At 44.3% G+C, this 16438-nt stretch carries 13 protein-coding genes; 10 read left to right on the forward strand and 3 right to left on the reverse strand.

The window, feature by feature from the left end; all coding sequences use genetic code 11:
* Nucleotides 1-68: 68 nt before the first annotated feature.
* The 5 genes from PNC201_RS17690 to PNC201_RS17710 all read left to right on the forward strand — a co-directional run bounded on the left by PNC201_RS17690 (nucleotide 69) and on the right by PNC201_RS17710 (nucleotide 4542).
* Nucleotides 69-932, forward strand: a complete 864-nt coding sequence (locus PNC201_RS17690; protein ID WP_102057794.1) for a LytTR family DNA-binding domain-containing protein — start codon at nucleotides 69-71, stop codon at nucleotides 930-932.
* A gap of 230 nt (nucleotides 933-1162) precedes the next feature.
* Nucleotides 1163-2449, forward strand: coding sequence for a LysM peptidoglycan-binding domain-containing protein (locus PNC201_RS17695; RefSeq protein ID WP_102057795.1), 1287 nt, complete (start codon nucleotides 1163-1165; stop codon nucleotides 2447-2449).
* 23 nt (nucleotides 2450-2472) lie between these two features.
* The gene (locus tag PNC201_RS17700) at nucleotides 2473-3219 is read left to right on the forward strand and encodes a hypothetical protein (RefSeq protein WP_010606979.1); all 747 of its coding nucleotides are present in this window, start codon (nucleotides 2473-2475) and stop codon (nucleotides 3217-3219) included.
* The gene (locus tag PNC201_RS17705; protein ID WP_199539668.1) at nucleotides 3183-3839 is read left to right on the forward strand and encodes a hypothetical protein; all 657 of its coding nucleotides are present in this window, start codon (nucleotides 3183-3185) and stop codon (nucleotides 3837-3839) included. Before PNC201_RS17700 ends, PNC201_RS17705 begins: the two co-directional genes overlap by 37 nt.
* Nucleotides 3840-4254: 415 nt before the next feature.
* Nucleotides 4255-4542 carry a hypothetical protein gene (locus PNC201_RS17710; protein ID WP_158299136.1) on the forward strand — a complete coding sequence of 96 codons (288 nt, stop codon included), beginning with the start codon at nucleotides 4255-4257 and terminating at the stop codon, nucleotides 4540-4542.
* 235 nt (nucleotides 4543-4777) lie between these two features.
* Here PNC201_RS17710 and thpR read toward each other — a convergent pair whose 3' ends face one another.
* From thpR to PNC201_RS17725, 3 genes are all read right to left on the reverse strand, one after another.
* Nucleotides 4778-5296, reverse strand: coding sequence for an RNA 2',3'-cyclic phosphodiesterase (thpR, locus tag PNC201_RS17715; protein ID WP_010606982.1), 519 nt, complete (start codon nucleotides 5294-5296; stop codon nucleotides 4778-4780).
* Between the two features lie 20 nt (nucleotides 5297-5316).
* A complete protein-coding gene (locus PNC201_RS17720; RefSeq protein ID WP_102057797.1) occupies nucleotides 5317-6039 on the reverse strand; it encodes a helix-turn-helix domain-containing protein in 723 nt (240 codons plus the stop codon).
* A gap of 171 nt (nucleotides 6040-6210) precedes the next feature.
* Complete coding sequence (locus tag PNC201_RS17725; protein WP_010606984.1) at nucleotides 6211-7077, reverse strand: helix-turn-helix domain-containing protein; 867 nt, start codon at nucleotides 7075-7077, stop codon at nucleotides 6211-6213.
* Nucleotides 7078-7361: 284 nt separating this feature from the next.
* Between PNC201_RS17725 and PNC201_RS17730 the strand changes: the two genes are divergently transcribed.
* From PNC201_RS17730 to PNC201_RS17750, 5 genes are all read left to right on the forward strand, one after another.
* The gene (locus tag PNC201_RS17730) at nucleotides 7362-10016 is read left to right on the forward strand and encodes a TonB-dependent receptor (protein ID WP_102057798.1); all 2655 of its coding nucleotides are present in this window, start codon (nucleotides 7362-7364) and stop codon (nucleotides 10014-10016) included.
* 58 nt (nucleotides 10017-10074) lie between these two features.
* Entirely contained in the window at nucleotides 10075-11562 is a 1488-nt protein-coding gene (locus tag PNC201_RS17735) for a tryptophan halogenase family protein (protein ID WP_233525191.1), read from the forward strand.
* A gap of 106 nt (nucleotides 11563-11668) precedes the next feature.
* Entirely contained in the window at nucleotides 11669-12934 is a 1266-nt protein-coding gene (locus PNC201_RS17740; RefSeq protein WP_102057800.1) for an MFS transporter, read from the forward strand.
* 6 nt (nucleotides 12935-12940) lie between these two features.
* Nucleotides 12941-13816, forward strand: coding sequence for an ROK family protein (locus PNC201_RS17745; protein ID WP_102057801.1), 876 nt, complete (start codon nucleotides 12941-12943; stop codon nucleotides 13814-13816).
* Nucleotides 13806-16352 carry a family 20 glycosylhydrolase gene (locus PNC201_RS17750; RefSeq protein WP_102057802.1) on the forward strand — a complete coding sequence of 849 codons (2547 nt, stop codon included), beginning with the start codon at nucleotides 13806-13808 and terminating at the stop codon, nucleotides 16350-16352. The genes PNC201_RS17745 and PNC201_RS17750 overlap by 11 nt, the downstream gene beginning before the upstream one ends.
* Nucleotides 16353-16438: the final 86 nt, after the last annotated feature.

A 16438-nucleotide genomic window follows, 5' to 3' on the forward strand; every position in this document is an offset into this window, starting at 1 on the left:
TGGAATAGAGGGATAAAATAAGTGACCGCTTTGCGTCCAGTTGCTAGAGTAAAAGAAAAACTCAAACCATGATGTTTTCACGTACCTTTATTCAGCAATACCACCCTTTGATGGCAATGGCATTACTCGCCCTCTTTCTGGCGATTAATAGCACCTTAAATGCCATTACTCTGATCATGGATGCCAACCGAGATGCGCAGCTCGATTTTGCGCTGTGGGAACCTTTCGTGTGGGAATATACCAGTGCAGCTGCCAGCTTAGCCTTAATTCCCGTCATATCTTGGTATTTAAACGCATTTCCTTGGCAGTGGCATAAACCTGTTAACGTCGCTTTTAGCTTTTTTATGGCCTCACTGTTATTTTGTTTTGGCCATGTTGGCATCATGGTGTTATTACGTGAAACGATTTATTTTAGTTTGCAACTAGATTACAACTTTCACCTTTCTTGGTTTGAGCTTATCTATGAATATCAAAAAGATGCATGGAGTTTGGTGTTCTTTATTGCACTCATAAAAGGTTATCAATTTAGTGTCTCCCATATGCTTGGTGAAGCATCTCCGATAAAACAAGAAAGCGATGAAGGTGAAACACTCCACAAACCTATTCATCACTTATTGGTACGTAAGCTTGGTAAAGAATTTATCGTTAAAGTTGAAGAGGTTGAGTGGTTACAGTCGTCTGGAAATTACGTCAATCTACACGTAAATGGCCGCATTTATCCGCTACGCTCGACGCTTGCTACTTTATGTCAGCGCTTAGACCCCGTTGGCTTCGTGCGTATTCATCGCTCTTTTGCTATTAATGTGTCTAAAGTGGTAAGTATTACGCCGCTTGCCAGCGGTGACAGTGAAATCGCATTGCAAAGTGGGAAAGTATTAACGCTCTCGCGAACCTATAAAACACAATTTAAGCACCAACTACGCATTGAATAAATGGGCAATACACGATCAGTGAGCAATCGCGTGTTATTGCGTTAATTCCATTAATCAATGATAAATGCTGTAACGCTAAAGTTCATTTTGTATCCATTTCATCGCTCTACACTACACAGCCGCAACAGGTAAGGTGCCTATTTTTGCATTTGCACCGAATTTATATACAATCTTATGCGGTTCAGATGCCTCATTGGACTGCATAATAAAAGGATAATAAAAAAGGCTCTATGAAAAACCTCATCACTCCATTACTCGCAGCAATCCTGCTCCTAAATGGCTGTAGCCAAATACAGCAACCTCAACAGGATGAACCAACGCCAGATAACTCCGTGCGAACTGGTGTAAATAAACCAAAAAATACAGTCAAAGACGAAGCTAAAACGGTGGTTAAAACGCCATATGATCCGCTCGCAATTGATGATTTATGGCTCCGCATTAAAGATCAGCTCAGCTTTGCCGATTCCGATGATAAGCGTGTAAAACAACGGATTGATTGGTATCTCAGGCATCCAAACTATATGGATACCATCAGTGAACGTGCAGCGCCGCTACTTTATTACTTAGTAGAAGAAGTCGAAAAGCGCGATATGCCAATAGAGCTTGCATTGATGCCGCTAATTGAAAGCGACTTTAATACCCAGGCCTACTCTCACAAGCATGCTTCGGGTTTGTGGCAACTCACACCGCTGATTGCAAAACATTATGATGCCAAGATCAACGCTTGGTATGACGGCCGCCAAGATATCGTAGACTCGACCCGTGTCGCATTGGACTTTTTGCAATACCTCCACAAACGTTTTGATGGTGATTGGTATCATGCCATTGCCGCCTATAACACAGGTGAAGGTAGAGTGCTTGCAGCCATTGAACGAAATAAAAAAGCAGGTAAACCAACTGACTTTTTCCATTTGAAGCTACCGCGCCAAACAAGTCACTACGTACCAAAGCTACTTGCGGCATCACAACTGCTAAAGCATGACTTAATGAAGTTTCCTAAGATCCCTAATCGTTCGTTAATCAGCGTTATAAAACTCGAACAACAAGCTATTTTATCTGATCTTAAAGGTTGGAAAGAAGTCGAGGTATTAAATCCAGGCTATGCACGTTTTCCTGCATTACTCGGCGGCCCTGAGCATATTGTAGTCCCCACAGCGCGCGTATCAGAGTGGCAAACCATGCTCACACACTTACCAAAAATGCCCGCGAATACATGGCAACATTATACTATCCGACGTGGAGACTCTCTTAGCACCATTGCAAAGCGCTACTCGCTAACTGTCGCCGAATTAAAAGCCTTTAATCAGTTAAAGAGTGACCGTATTCGTGCAGGAAAAAAGCTAATTTTGCCCATTTTGGCAGACAAACAACTGGACTATCAGATCAAACACGGCGATAGTTTATGGCGCATTGCGAAACAATTTAATGTCAGTGTCGCTAAGCTAAAGCAATGGAATCAGCTTTCGACAGATAGACTGAAAATTGGCGATACGTTACTCGTATTTCTGTCGCCCTAGGGCGTAATATCAGTTGGATAAATATGTCAGAACATAATAATAACTCACACTCTGAAGATTTGACCGAAGAGAAACGCACTGAGCGCCTAAACCCATCTCCACATAATTCAAGACAAGCGAGAGGGACATTTAAACTCTCTCGCTCTAAAATGAACACCATTTTAGCCCTGTGTGCGATGTTTATTTCCGCAGCGTCGTTTTACGCCACCTACCTGCAAGCAAAGGCTGCTCAGGAGCAAGTTTCCGCAGCCGAAAAGCAGCTAAAAACTGAAACCTGGCCATGGCTACAATTCAGCTATAGCAACTTTGATTTAGACTCCACTCAAGCAACGATTAGAGTCGATATTCGCAATTCAGGAACCGGACCTGCCATAATCCACTACATTAAGTACGAGTTTGATGGCGAAAATTACTTTGATGTTACCGAACTGATGGACGCTTGTTGCAACCTTAACGCCTATCAAGCAGCGCTTAGTGATGCTCAAGACGAAGAATCAAATATCAATTATCTAAAAAAGTTTGGCTGGTATGTTTCCAGTGCGCCACAAAAGATTTTGCTGGCAGATGGCGACACTTTCAACATTTTTACCATGCCAAAAAGCAATTTTAATCGTGGATTATGGGACAAAATTGATGCCCATAAGTCGGTTTTTAAGGCAGAGGCCTGCTACTGTTCTATACTAAAACAGTGCTATACCACGAACGAAAAAGCAGTGATCACTGAGGTACCTAGTTGTTCAACGACACCGATAAATTCTACCAAAGAGTAATACAGCACTTATTGCAATTTGAGGGTGAGGTACTGCACTTGTACTTAGATGTGAATGCCAATCCGACGATTGGTGTTGGTTTTCATATGCAAAGTGTTGAACAATTTTGCCAATTACCGATGCGAGATAGGCGTTCCAAACGCTCTGCCACCCTACAACAAAAGCGCGATGAATACCGTAACATTAAGGGAAAACCCAGCGGCTATAAAGCTTCTTGGTATGCGCAATATACCGAGCTTACCTTGCCACCAAAGGCATCTAAAAAATACCTTGTAGAGCAAATCAAAGAGTTTGAACAGTACCTCATTCATTTTCTCGCCAAACAAGAAACTGGCAGCATCCCTTATCAGCTATTACCAACACCCGCTAAGATTGCGCTGTTGGATATGGCTTATAACCTTGGTACCAGTAAGTTATTTTTGGCCTTTCCTAATTTAATTAAAGCCGTCAGCGCACAAGATTGGCACAACGCAAGTAAAGAGTGTAGCCGTCTACATATTAGCCCAGCACGAAACGAAGCCACCAAAAAGCTATTCCTCAAGTGCGAGAAATACAAACGCTATCAACTGACTTGGTTTGAAACTTTGGTTAAAAAGCTAAAGCGTTGGCTACATAGCTAACAAACAATTATAACGATTGGCAAACTGAGTTGTTATCCCTCTATAACATATAAACATAATACACTAATATTATTGAATAAATTTTATTTTCTTGGTTTTTGAACTTGTGAGTTTTTATGCTAACTTGACCAAGTCACATCTAGGATATGTTGGTTTATTGAGTGAGTCTCTGGCGAATACGGATGGCAGTCATAACTACACCTCTTGTATTTCCAGCAAGACCTCTCTGTCATGACGCTCTAGTCGCTACAGATACAGTCTGGTAACAGACCAAGTTAATGGCGCTGGATTTGTTGCTGCCTTTCTAGTTGGCGCAGCTTTGGGTGGATTAGCGAAGAAGCTTTACAATAAATACGCTTCACCTATCGGTCAGCTCCGTGTTCTGGATCTGACCTACTTAGTAGGACACGAAATCATGTTTGAGTTTATTGAGTCTCTGTTACCTGTGTTTTTCGTTTTTATTTACGTAGTACTGCAAGAGAGATGGAAGGAAAAGTGCGACTTACCTTTGAAGCAGCATATATTAATTGTGCTCGCAAAGATAACAATATGCCTAGTTTCTGTTGTGTCATTGGTGTTTATTTTTGGCAGTTGGCTTGGTGCTAGTGAAATACAAATGCTACCAATTGTTGCTATCGGATTCGGCTGCGCCTATGGATTAGCCAGTTATCTACTCGAACCCTTTTACTCTAAGAAAAGCTAAGGCCTGCTACAAACGGGCATAACAGGGGATGTATCAAACATTAGTTCTCAATAAAGCTTTGAAGAATATAGGAACTAAACTGAATGAAGTACATTGCATTATTACTATTATTAGCAACTAACCTCTCGTTATATCTTTATAACGGCGTGCCAAATTATATCTTTGTCTTGCTATTTAGCTGTTTACTTAGCAGTACACTCTATTCTATTTGGAAAAAGCATTCAAAATAGACATTTCAGCTCAAGAAGAAAGACGCTATTGGCTCATAAATCAGGCCATTTTCATTGCGGTGAGAGTGGTATAAGTAGAACTTCTTTACCGTGAGTGAGAAAGGCGCAATTGGCTTATCGATAGTCGGTTCTGGCTTACAATTTCGAAATAGCGTGATATGTGGTGAGAATGGATGCGGATTGTGATAGAGGTCACATTTTTCTCCAAAAGCACGCAATGGATTGGCTAAATCAAGCAAAGCTTGTGGTTTGTGTTCGGGCTTTAAGTAAAAAATGCCATTGTGCTGCCAGTAGCCATAGTCACCAAAGGTGAGTGTAAATTTAGGCACCGATAAACTACTAGCAAAATCACAAAGCTCAGCTACTTGTGACTCCTCCACCATAGCAAGAAACGCCAGTGTAAGATGCCAATTATTCGGCTGAGTATTGGCTTTACTCGCGCTCACACTATCCACCAGCCATTGGCCAATATGCGCTCGAGTGTCGTCATCCATGCCAATACCAAAAAATAATCGTTTTTGCATCTTACACCTATATTGATAATCTAAGGTTTAACTAACCGCTTACCTACTAAAGTTAGCATAACCCCAGCGGAGAGACACAATAAGCCAACAAATTGCAGCCAGGCGTTTTCTACACGCTCACTAAATTTAGGGCCTTGAAAACGATAATGCCTTCTACCATCGGTTACCGATTCGGTATAAGCGCTCCCTTTATAGTCTGAAAAAAATACCGTTTTTTTGTCTAAACGTTTCGCCATGGCAAGCTTAACTTGCTCCACAAATCCAATATCGCTATTCCTACTATGAGGGACAAGGAGAAAGCGCCACTTTCTATATAACTCAACGGGCTCACCGGCTTGCAATACACCTTGAGATTCATATTCAAACAGTTTTTCACTAAAAAATATCTGTTTGTAGCCACTCCAAAATAACCCGACACCGAGAGATACTAGCAAAATAGCTAATATCGCAAGTTGCTTATATTGCTTTTGTTTTGATTGTTGATGTTGCTTATACCAATATTCGATGTCCGGTATTTGGCTTAGTTCTTCACGCTTTCCTTGTGTTGAAAGGGTTTGCATACACTCATCTAAGGATAAATTCAGCGCCGTCAGTAACTTTCTAAATACCTCGTTAGAAGGCACGGATTTGTCGTTTTCTAGTTTAGATAAATAGCTTTGCTCAACACACATTTGCTCAGCTAGCTGGGGTTGGCTTAAGCCTTTTTGTGTGCGGATCTGTTTAATAAAGTGTCCTAGTGTCATCACCGTCATCCTCGTTTATTGTTGTTGCGACCCGGCACATTCTTGGCAATTCTTTGATAAATACCAAGTTGAATATTTAGGAATAAGCATGAATATCATAGCATTACGAAATATTCACTGTTTGAATTGAAGTTTTGATTAAAAAGCACAATAAACAGGCTCACGTCCAGATCAATACAATGCCTTTTGGTGCAGCCGTGCGCGAAACTCACTGGGCGTACACGCCTTCAATGCTTGAAAACGACGATTAAAATTAGAAATATTATTAAAACCACATTGATCCGATATCACACTAATGGGAGAGGCAGAGCTAATTAATAGTTTACAGGCCTTGGCAATACGCAGCTGATTGATAAATTCCGTCACAGTTCGCTCCGTGCGCTTTTTAAAGAAACGGTGAAAGTGATTGGTGCTCATGTGCACTTGCTGTGCAAGCTCATCGGCGCTTAATTTGTCGGTGTAATTATCATAGATATAGGCAATAACCCGGTCGAACTTGTCTTTCGCGGGGTCATGGCGGGCGTCAAAGCGAAAGCCGTTACTGGCTAAATGTTGATAGTTCGATGTCGTCATCCGCGTTAACATTTCAAGCAAAAGCACAAAGCGCATTAACGGCTCGGCATCCGCGATTTGCTCAAACCACTTTTTCGCTTGCCGTGCGACTTCCACAGGAAATTTGACGCCTCGGCGCGCTGCATTTAACAATTCAGATAAGCCGTGTAATTCAGGATGCTGAGCCACTAAAGATTCCAACCAGTGCGCAGGTATTTGTGCAACATGGACAACGTGAGCGGAGTGATCCGGATTCGGTTTTGACTGCCAAGTATGTGGTAAGTCAGGGCCTAGGATAACCAAATCTAAGTCTTCGTAAGGGGCGATATGATCACCCACGTGACATACACCGACACTGTTGAGCGTCAAACAGATCTCATATTCCGGATGATAGTGCCAATTAAAGGGAATTTCGGGCAATTGATACAGGCAATAACGCCATGAACATCCAGGAGATGGTAGTACTTTCTCGTACATCGCGCGCATAGCAATTTCCTTTTACATTAATAAACTTATTTAAAATCGGCATGTTATAAACTTTAAAACAACTACTCGTTACACCTAGTTGCATATCATGCAAATTCAATCACCAACCAATATTAATCTATCGAAATATAGCGACAGCCTGAAGTGCAGTGAAGTATTTTTGTCAAATTACTCTCATTTAAGCGTGAAAAGTATCATTAGTAGATAGAAATATACCGCTTAAAAAACACCCAAGGCGATACCCTAGCTTCTGCCAACAACAAATAGGAACAATGGGCAGAACAATGAAAACAACTAAGTTGAAGCAATTTAAATTGAATAAACTTGCCGCCATCGTGACAGCAAGTACCTTATCACCCCTTTTACTCACCGCTGCACCATCAGCATTAGCCGAAGAACAAAGCGCAAAAGAAAATGTCGAAGTAATTGAAGTAAGAGGCATTCGCCGCTCGCTTGAAGCTTCAATGAACACCAAGCGCTTTGCAGATGGTATTGTTGATGCTATCACCTCGGAAGATATTGGTAAGTTTCCCGACAAAAACATTGGTGATGCGCTACAGCGTATTTCTGGGGTTACAGTCGACCGTAAATATGGTGAAGTAAGTGGTGTTACAATCCGTGGTACCGCGCCCGAGCAATCGCGCATCTTATTGAATGGCCAATCGGTCGCCAGTACCGATTGGTATGATTTGGGTCCATCGACGCGTACTTTTAACATGGAGCTGTTATCAGCAGAGCAAGTATCGGCAGTTAACGTCTACAAAACGCCTGAAGCAAACCTTGAAGAAGGTGCGCTGGGTGGTACAGTGAATCTTGTCACGCGTAAACCACTGGACTTAGATGCACACACTTACATGGTGTCGGCAGAAATGGGCCGCTCTACCTTGTATGATGAAAATGACTTAAGCGGATCGTTTTTAGGTAGTTGGAAGAGTGACGATGAAAAATTTGGTGTGCTCGCAGCATATTCTGTTGAGAACCTGACTTCAGGCCGTCACGTTATTGAGTCCATTGGTGGCTACTATGAATATTTTGCGGCGGATCAAGACACGGGACAAGCATCTACAGTGGGCGCTTGGGCTATCGGCTCGCAAGCATTCAGAGCTGAGCGCGAGCGCACCAGCGCGCAACTTACCGCGCAATTTGCACCAAGCGATAACACCGAGTTTACAGTAGACTACTTTCGCTTTGAGTTTGACAATCCACATGTAAACCATAACTTTCTTACCGTAAGTGCCCGTGGTGCAGGTGCTGTTGATGTACAAAACAACGCAGCGGGCGGTACACAGCGTGCGCGTATTTTGCCAGCTTACGCGAACATTATATACAACCCCACTGTTCGTAACGCCGTAAACATGAAAGTCGATGCCTTAAACTTCAGTGGTAAATACGTCGGTGATACTTTCGAGATTAGCGGTGTTATTGGTCGCTCAACATCTGATGGTGGTACACAGTTTGGTTCCTCAAGTTGGTGGATCCCGGCAACGGATGAGGGTGGAAAAATTGGGGATCCTGCCTTCCCTAATGGTCAAAATAGTACTGATGGCGGCTTTACTTACGATGCCACAGGTCCTTATCAAATTTGGTTTGATTCGCTAGACCCAACCGATGCCTCACAGCTCAAATTTGCTCAGGAATCAAACTTCCAAACTACGGTCCAAGAGCATGAAGTGAGTTATGCACAAGCCGATATCAAGTGGATGCTAGAGCATGATTACTTCAAGAATATCAAAGCGGGTGTGAAGGTTAATAAAAACGAATTTGCACGTATCGCAATACAAAGAAATCCAGCGGATGTTGTTGGTTTTGTCCCTGATGGTAATAGCTTAGCTAACTGGAGTGATGGTATTTTTACCAATCTTCATTCGCAAACGGGCGGGCATATTCTTAATTCATACGCCAAGCTAGATGAAGATAAGTGGTGGGATTTTATCACTGGCAAATATGAGGCGGGTGAATTAATCGAGCAGCAAGATTTTGGTAAAACCTACAATGTCGAAGAAGATATGCTCGCTATCTATGTGCAAAGTGAATTCAGCGGTGAAAACTTCCGCGGTAATATCGGCTTACGCTATGTGGATACAGAACAACAGTCCAGCGGCTATGTTGATAACACGGCCTTCGATGAAACGGTTGACTACGACAACTGGCTACCGAGCATCAACTTCGCTTATGACTACAGCGACGATATTATCATCCGTGCGGCCGCATCTAGCGTTATGTCTCGAGTTAATTATAACGACTTAAAACCAGGTCTAGCGATTGATGCCAACTTTGGTTCTGCCACCGGTGGTAACCCGAATCTTAAACCATATGAAGCTGACCAAGCAGATATTGGTGTCGAATATTACTTTACCGAAGCTTCCTTGTTCTCAGCAGCCGTTTTTGTGAAGAAAATTGACAACGTTGTCTTTTCTACTGAAGCGATTGAATATGTAGACGGATGCGGTACCGACCCTTCTAAGTATGATCAATGCCGAGTCACACGCCCACGTAGTAACGGAGACGGTGACGTAACAGGGATAGAACTGCAGCTTCAACATAGCTTTGATAATGGCTTTGGCTTTATTACTAACTACACCTACGTGGATAGTGAAACCACCACACCAGATAATGCAAAAGAAATGGTGCCGGGAGTATCTGAAAACTCATTCAATGGCTCGCTATTTTTCGAAAACGAGCAGTTCAGTGCACGTATCGCTTATAACTGGCGTAGTGAATGGATTGGCGTCGGTGCAGCACAAGCGGTGCGCAACGATAGCTACCAACAATGGGATGCATCTTTGGTGTGGCATGCAATGGAAAATCTGGATGTCAGCTTAGAGGGTGTAAACCTGACCAATGAGGTTATTCAATCTTACGACACCAACTACAACTTAACGCAGAACACCATTGAATTTGGTACGCGTTATTACCTTGGCGTCAGCTATAAGTTCTAACCTCGGAGCCCCAGTCGCTTGCGGCTGGGGTCATTTGCCTATGAAAACTCATTTGCCTATGAAAACAATACAGTCACTCACCATCCTTGGTGGCGGTACCGCCGGTTGGATGTGCGCAGCCTACCTTGCTAAGCATCAACCCAATTTATCGGTCACGGTGATTGAGTCATCGAGTATTGGCAGAATTGGCGTTGGCGAAGGCTCAACGCCACATTTGCAGCTTTTTATGCAAAGCCTTGGTGTGAAAGAACGCGATTGGATGCCCGCATGCCAAGCAAGCTATAAAACCGGGATCTATTTTGATAACTGGAATGGCGACAATGGCAGCTATTTCCATCCCTTCTTCTCTGAAATGGATGCAAAAACAGCGGAAGTTTACTTTGTCAACGCCAACGCCAGACGTCGTGGTAGCGAATATATAGATAAGCCCGAACATTACTTCTTAGCCGCAGTGCTGGCCGACAAGCAACAAGCACCTCAGCCACAGCGTCCATTACCAAGGGCGCTTGAGTACGGCTATCACTTTGATGCGCAAAAACTCGCGGATTGGTTAAGGGCATATAGCTTAGCGCGAGGCGTAAAACATATTCAAAGTACGGTAAGTAGCGTACAGCATCACGCCAAAGAAATTATTGCACTGACACTTGAGTCAGGTGAGCAGGTGAAAAGCGATTTTTACGTCGATGCCTCAGGGTTTAACGCCCTACTGATAGAGAAAACGCTCGAAGTGCCCTTTATTTCCTTTGCAGATCAGTTACTCAATGATTCAGCTGTCGCGATTGCCGGCGCTAAAATCAACCCGCTACCTTCAAGTACTTCTGCTATCGCGATGCCGTGCGGCTGGCGCTGGCAGATCCCGCTACAAGGCAGAACCGGACATGGTTACGTGTACAGCAGCGCACATACCACTCCCGAAGAGGCTGAAGCTCAACTGCGCCAAGCCGCGCAACTCGATAAAGGACAAGCCAAACATCTCACCATGAAAGTGGGCATGATGGCACGCAGTGTTGAAGGCAATGTGTTTGCTATTGGCCTCGCACAGAGCTTTATTGAACCACTCGAAGCCACTGCGCTGATGGTCACAGGTTATAGCATTGAGTTATTAAATAGGCTGCTTTCGCAACAGCTCGAGGCACAAGCCATCAATCAACAACTGTCAGAGCTGGTGCTCGGTATTAAAGAGTATGTACTGGCACATTACGCCACCAGCAAGCGCGCAGATTCACCGTATTGGCAAGATGCAAAAGTCGCGGCACTGAGCTTAAACGAGCTCGATGAGCTGCTCACACACTGGCGTAGCGGTGGTGATTTTGATGCTTGGCTCAACCAACACAGGAAGCACTCACCCTACATTCGTCCCAGTTGGTATTGTTTACTTGGCGGCATGGATCATCGCGATAGCACCTGCCAAATGCCCTTTGATCAAGCACCACAGCATATCGAACAGGCGGCCAAGGCCTATCTAACGAAGCTTAGTGATGAGCATTTTACTGCCCATACAACGGTACTGGAACAATTACAGCGAGCACAAGCGTTCCGTGCATAACCCAATTGCGGGTGGTGGTGAGATTCCCCTTGATCTTTTTGTTTGTCTGCCCACAAGCGAGATCGCCACGCCATCACCCGCTCTCTAATGAAGGTGGAAATACAACATGAAAAAAAGCTACCTAGTGATTGCCTTAGTATTGGCAACCTTTTTTACGGTGTCCTTTATCACCAATATTTTAGGCGCGATTTTTCCAGCATTAATAGAAAGTTACAACATAGGTCTAACGCTTGCGGGGTTTTTCCCGTTCGCCTTTTTTATCGCTTACGGTGTGATGTCCATTCCGGCGGGACTGCTAGTTCAGCGTTTTGGAGAAAAAACCGTTATGCAGCTCGCATTTACCCTTGCTGCAATTGGCGCAACGACCTTTGTGCTAATGCCAACGTTTGCCATTGCCATGGTTGCGTTGTTTATGCTCGGCTGTGCCATGGCACTACTGCAAGTGGCTATCAATCCACTATTACGCGCTAGCGGTGGTTCAGAACACTTTGCCGTGCTTTCGGTGTTTGCGCAGTTGATGTTTGGTGCTGCAGCAACACTCGCGCCTCTGGTGTATAGCAAACTACAGTCTCAAGTCACCACCGCAGAGGGATTTGGCGGAGCGCTGTCTGGTGTTATCCCAGCAGATAAAACCTGGCTAAGTATCTATGCGGTATTCGCAATCCTAAGCGTCGTGATGCTATTACTCTCGCAATTTACACCATTTAACGCGGTACCGGAGCAGAAAAAGCAGCAGCTGAGCTGGTCACAAAGTATCGGTTTTTTTAAAGATAGAACCGTATTGAAATTTTTTGCCGCCATCGCCGCTTATGTTGCGCTAGAACAAGGCGTCGCAAACCTTATTTCCGTGTTTTTACAGCAATATCATGGCCTAGACCCAGCCACCGAAGGCGCAAAAGTGGTGAGCGAATTCTGGTTATGCCTAACCTTAGGCTGTTTACTTGGACTGGCACTACTTAAACTCATTGATGCGCAAAAGCTTCTGATTTTATTCAGCTCCGGCGCCGCTATCGCGCTCCTAAGTGCGTTATTCGGTAGCACTACGGTGGCGCTTATTGCTTTTCCAATTGTGGGATTCTTCCTCTCCATTATGTGGTCGGTCATCTTTGCTCTGGCATTAAATTCATTCAAAACCGGCCATGGCGCAATCACAGGGATTTTATGTACCGGGATCATTGGCGGTGCTTTTATGTCTCCCATCATAGGTTTTGCGGCTGAATTGAGTAACAACTTACAACTTGCTGCCCTGCTGTTACTACTGCCACTTAGCTATATTCTGAGTGTTGGTGTATGGGCTAATCCTTTGATTAAAAATAAAACTTTTGGCAATAGTCAAAAGACGCTGTCTCAACCTCTAAATGAAAATAGTTAAATTACGATGAATCACTCTTTGTTATGTATTGACTTGGGAGGCACCAAAGCGCTTGTAGCTTCGGTTGTGCACACTCAGGTCGAGCAGGTACGCCAGTATGCGGTGCCTAGTCAGGCCAACTTAGACCAAGTTAATGCCTTTGTTATCCGTTTAATCGAAGAAAACCTAACGACCGAAACAACTGGTATTGCGATTGGCGTACCAAGCACACTAGATGTGTGCAGCGGCACCGTGCTGACAACACAAAATATTCCTCATTGGCAAAATGTGCCTCTGAAACGGTTGTTAGAACAGCACTTTTCATTGCCCGTTGTTGTCCATAATGACGCAAACTGCTTTGCATTTGGTGAATACTTATATGGTGGCCACCATGCCAACAACCTAATTGGCGTATGCCTTGGCACAGGCATTGGTGCCGGTTTTGTGTTTAACGGTAATTTATATACGGGTAACCATAGTGCTGCAGGAGAGCTAGGAAATTTAAGCTATCTTGATGGAATTATTGAAGATTATGCGTCAGGACAGTTCTTTGGGCGACAAGGAATTGAAGGGAGGTGGTTGGCCGAACAAGCACGCAGTGGCGACCCATTTGCACTACAACAATTTGAGACTTTTGGCAGTCACGTTGGTCATGCACTCGCGCAAGTAGTCATGGTGCTGAATCCAGATGTCATTGTACTTGGCGGCTCCGTGACGCATTCATATGACTATTTTAACGCTGCACTTGAAGCCAAGATGCAGCAGTTGCTTGGCAATGCTTTATATCAATCCGTTCGTGTCATTCCAAGCACCTTAAATCACGCGCCACTTTTAGGGGCATACGGATTGTTTCAACACAATAAAATTAACCATGATAACAAGGAACTAGCCAATGAAGTTTAATCGGCTTATGGCCCTACTTTTTGGGGTGTCGTCACCCCTTTATGCGCTCGACCAAACCGCTGTAAACTGGTTGGGCCAAAATCTTGATGTAAAGTACACCTTGCTTGATAGCAAGCCAAGCACCTGCCCCAAGGCACAGCAAAAGTGTTATTACTCAGAGCTGAGTTTTAGCGTAGCTACAGAAAATACCAAGGCAAATAATGACTTTGCTATCTTTTTTAGCCAACTGATGCCGATTTACCATGTTGAGGGCGATAACTTTGCCATCACCCATATCAATGGTGATATTCACAAAATCACGCCTGCAGCAGGGTTTAGTGGGTTTTCAAGTACTCCCACTACCGTGCGCTTTTATACCAAGGACTCTCAGGTTACACGCTCGGAGTTTATGCCAAATTATGTTGTAACGGACGCGCAGCTTAAGCTCACCCCACAAGTGATCAAAAGCACGCAAACCCAGCGCGATAACGACACAGGACTTGAGCTACAACCTTATCTGACGCCATTTGATACGCTCAACCAGCTGCAAACCAGCAGTAAAGATGACACCCCGTGGATGGGCAGCGAATACTTATATCAACATCAAGTGCAGCCAACACTTGATGCTGCAATTGGGCTGATACCAAAACCTAAACAACTGACAGTGCTGTCCGATAAACGACTCAATCTAGCAGCCGGTATTAATCTGCAACTTTCAGGTATTTCAGCTGATGCTATCGCCATGGCACAACAGCGACTCAATACCCTTGGGGTAAAAAGCACCAAGGACGGGCTTGTAGTTAATGTCGCTGTAAAGTCAAATAAGCAATCAAGTCCACATTATCAACTGACGGTCGCCGAAAATAATATCTCAATCCAAGCCAATAACAGCGCCGCTGCATTTTATGCGCTACAAAGCCTTGCAGGACTGTTGGATATTAATGATTTGAGTATTCCCATGGTGGATATTATTGATACACCAAGGTATGACTTTCGTGGTTTACACGTCGATGTTGCCCGCAACTTCCGCTCCAAAGCCTTTATTTTACAAACCATTGAACAGATGGCAGCGTATAAACTAAATAAATTGCACCTCCATTTAGCGGATGATGAAGGTTGGCGCTTAGCCATCGACGGTCTTGATGAACTCACCTCAGTCGGTGCTTATCGCTGCTTTGATTTGACCGAAACTCGCTGCCTATTGCCGCAATTAGGCGCTGGGAATGATAAAAACGCGCAAGTGAATGGCTTTTACTCTGCAGAGGATTATATTGAGATCCTGCGCTATGGCAAGGCGCATCATATCGAGGTGTTACCCTCATTAGATATGCCTGGTCACTCACGCGCTGCAATCATCGCCATGGAGGCGCGATATAAAAAGCTGATGGCACAAGGCAAACCAGAGGATGCGCAGCAATATCGATTAGTAGAAGCTGCTGACAAGACGCGTTACAGCTCCATTCAGCATTACAACGACAACACGCTAAATGTCTGTATTGCAAACACTTATACCTTTATCGACAAAGTATTAAGCGAAGTAAAAGTGCTGCATGACCGTGCAGGTGTACCACTCAACACTTACCATATAGGTGCAGATGAAACCGCAGGTGCTTGGCTAGAATCGCCGGCTTGTAAAAAATTGCGCTCAAGCGTGAAAGATTTTACCAACTTTAACGGTTACTTCATTGAACGGATCGCAAAGCTGCTAGATAAGAAAGGAATACAGGTTGCAGGGTGGAGCGACGGTTTAGGTGATGTACGTGCTGCAAATATGCCAGCAAACGTACAGAGCAATGCTTGGGCGACATTAAGCGAAAACGGGCACGCGGTCGCGCATCGCTTCGCCAATCAGGGCTGGCAGGTGGTCTTGTCTAGCCCTGATGTAACCTACTTTGACTTTCCATATCAATCTCACCCAGAAGAGCGTGGTAATCACTGGGCAAGCCGTGCTATCGAAAGCAAGAAGATGTTTGAATTTATGCCAGACAACCTTCCTGCGCATGCAGAGATCTGGAAAAATACCAATAACCACGCCTACATAGCCAACGACAGCGACTCATCACTAAACAAAGGGGTTAAGTTTGCCGGGCTCCAAGGGCACTTATGGAGTGAAATGCTGCGCAGTGATGCACAAGCCGAATACATGCTTTATCCAAGGCTATTGGCCCTTGCAGAGCGTGCATGGCACCATGCCGAGTGGGAATTACCCTACCAAGCCGGTCGTATATACAGCCAGTCTAGCGGATATTTTACGGCTAAGTTACAAGCGCAACGTGAAGCTGATTGGCAACGATTCGTGGCTATTTTGGGCAATCAAGAGCTACCTAAATTAGCACAAGCCGGAATTGAATTTCGCATTCCCGTCGTTGCCGCAAAACAGCTATCTGGAGCAAAGCTCGACGCTTTTACCGCCATTCCGGGTTTTGTTATCGAAGCACAGCTTGAAAACGGCAATTGGGTGACCTTCAATACTTCACTAAGCAACGTACTTGCACTTAGGGCAGCTCGGTTAGGCTCCGAGCGCAAGGGAAGATCGCTAAGTTTAGACAAAAAGTAGGCCTAACTGGTTTTTAACGCTGAGTACTTTATTAGGTACTTGGCGTTTTCATTGTTGCCAAATATCCCATCACATAATCATTCGAA

The sequence above is a fragment of the Pseudoalteromonas sp. NC201 genome (genome assembly GCF_002850255.1).
GTDB lineage: Bacteria > Pseudomonadota > Gammaproteobacteria > Enterobacterales > Alteromonadaceae > Pseudoalteromonas.

What these genes read in the sequence shown, in the direction of transcription:
- PNC201_RS17690 (WP_102057794.1), top strand. Translation starts at nt 69, where the DNA reads ATGATGTTTTCACGTACCTTTATTCAGCAATACCACCCTTTGATGGCA.
- PNC201_RS17695 (WP_102057795.1), top strand. Translation starts at nt 1,163, where the DNA reads ATGAAAAACCTCATCACTCCATTACTCGCAGCAATCCTGCTCCTAAAT.
- PNC201_RS17700 (WP_010606979.1), top strand. Translation starts at nt 2,473, where the DNA reads ATGTCAGAACATAATAATAACTCACACTCTGAAGATTTGACCGAAGAG.
- PNC201_RS17710 (WP_158299136.1), top strand. Translation starts at nt 4,255, where the DNA reads ATGTTTGAGTTTATTGAGTCTCTGTTACCTGTGTTTTTCGTTTTTATT.
- thpR (WP_010606982.1), bottom strand. Translation starts at nt 5,296, where the DNA reads ATGCAAAAACGATTATTTTTTGGTATTGGCATGGATGACGACACTCGA.
- PNC201_RS17720 (WP_102057797.1), bottom strand. Translation starts at nt 6,039, where the DNA reads ATGACACTAGGACACTTTATTAAACAGATCCGCACACAAAAAGGCTTA.
- PNC201_RS17725 (WP_010606984.1), bottom strand. Translation starts at nt 7,077, where the DNA reads ATGCGCGCGATGTACGAGAAAGTACTACCATCTCCTGGATGTTCATGG.
- PNC201_RS17730 (WP_102057798.1), top strand. Translation starts at nt 7,362, where the DNA reads ATGAAAACAACTAAGTTGAAGCAATTTAAATTGAATAAACTTGCCGCC.
- PNC201_RS17735 (WP_233525191.1), top strand. Translation starts at nt 10,075, where the DNA reads ATGAAAACAATACAGTCACTCACCATCCTTGGTGGCGGTACCGCCGGT.
- PNC201_RS17740 (WP_102057800.1), top strand. Translation starts at nt 11,669, where the DNA reads ATGAAAAAAAGCTACCTAGTGATTGCCTTAGTATTGGCAACCTTTTTT.
- PNC201_RS17745 (WP_102057801.1), top strand. Translation starts at nt 12,941, where the DNA reads ATGAATCACTCTTTGTTATGTATTGACTTGGGAGGCACCAAAGCGCTT.
- PNC201_RS17750 (WP_102057802.1), top strand. Translation starts at nt 13,806, where the DNA reads ATGAAGTTTAATCGGCTTATGGCCCTACTTTTTGGGGTGTCGTCACCC.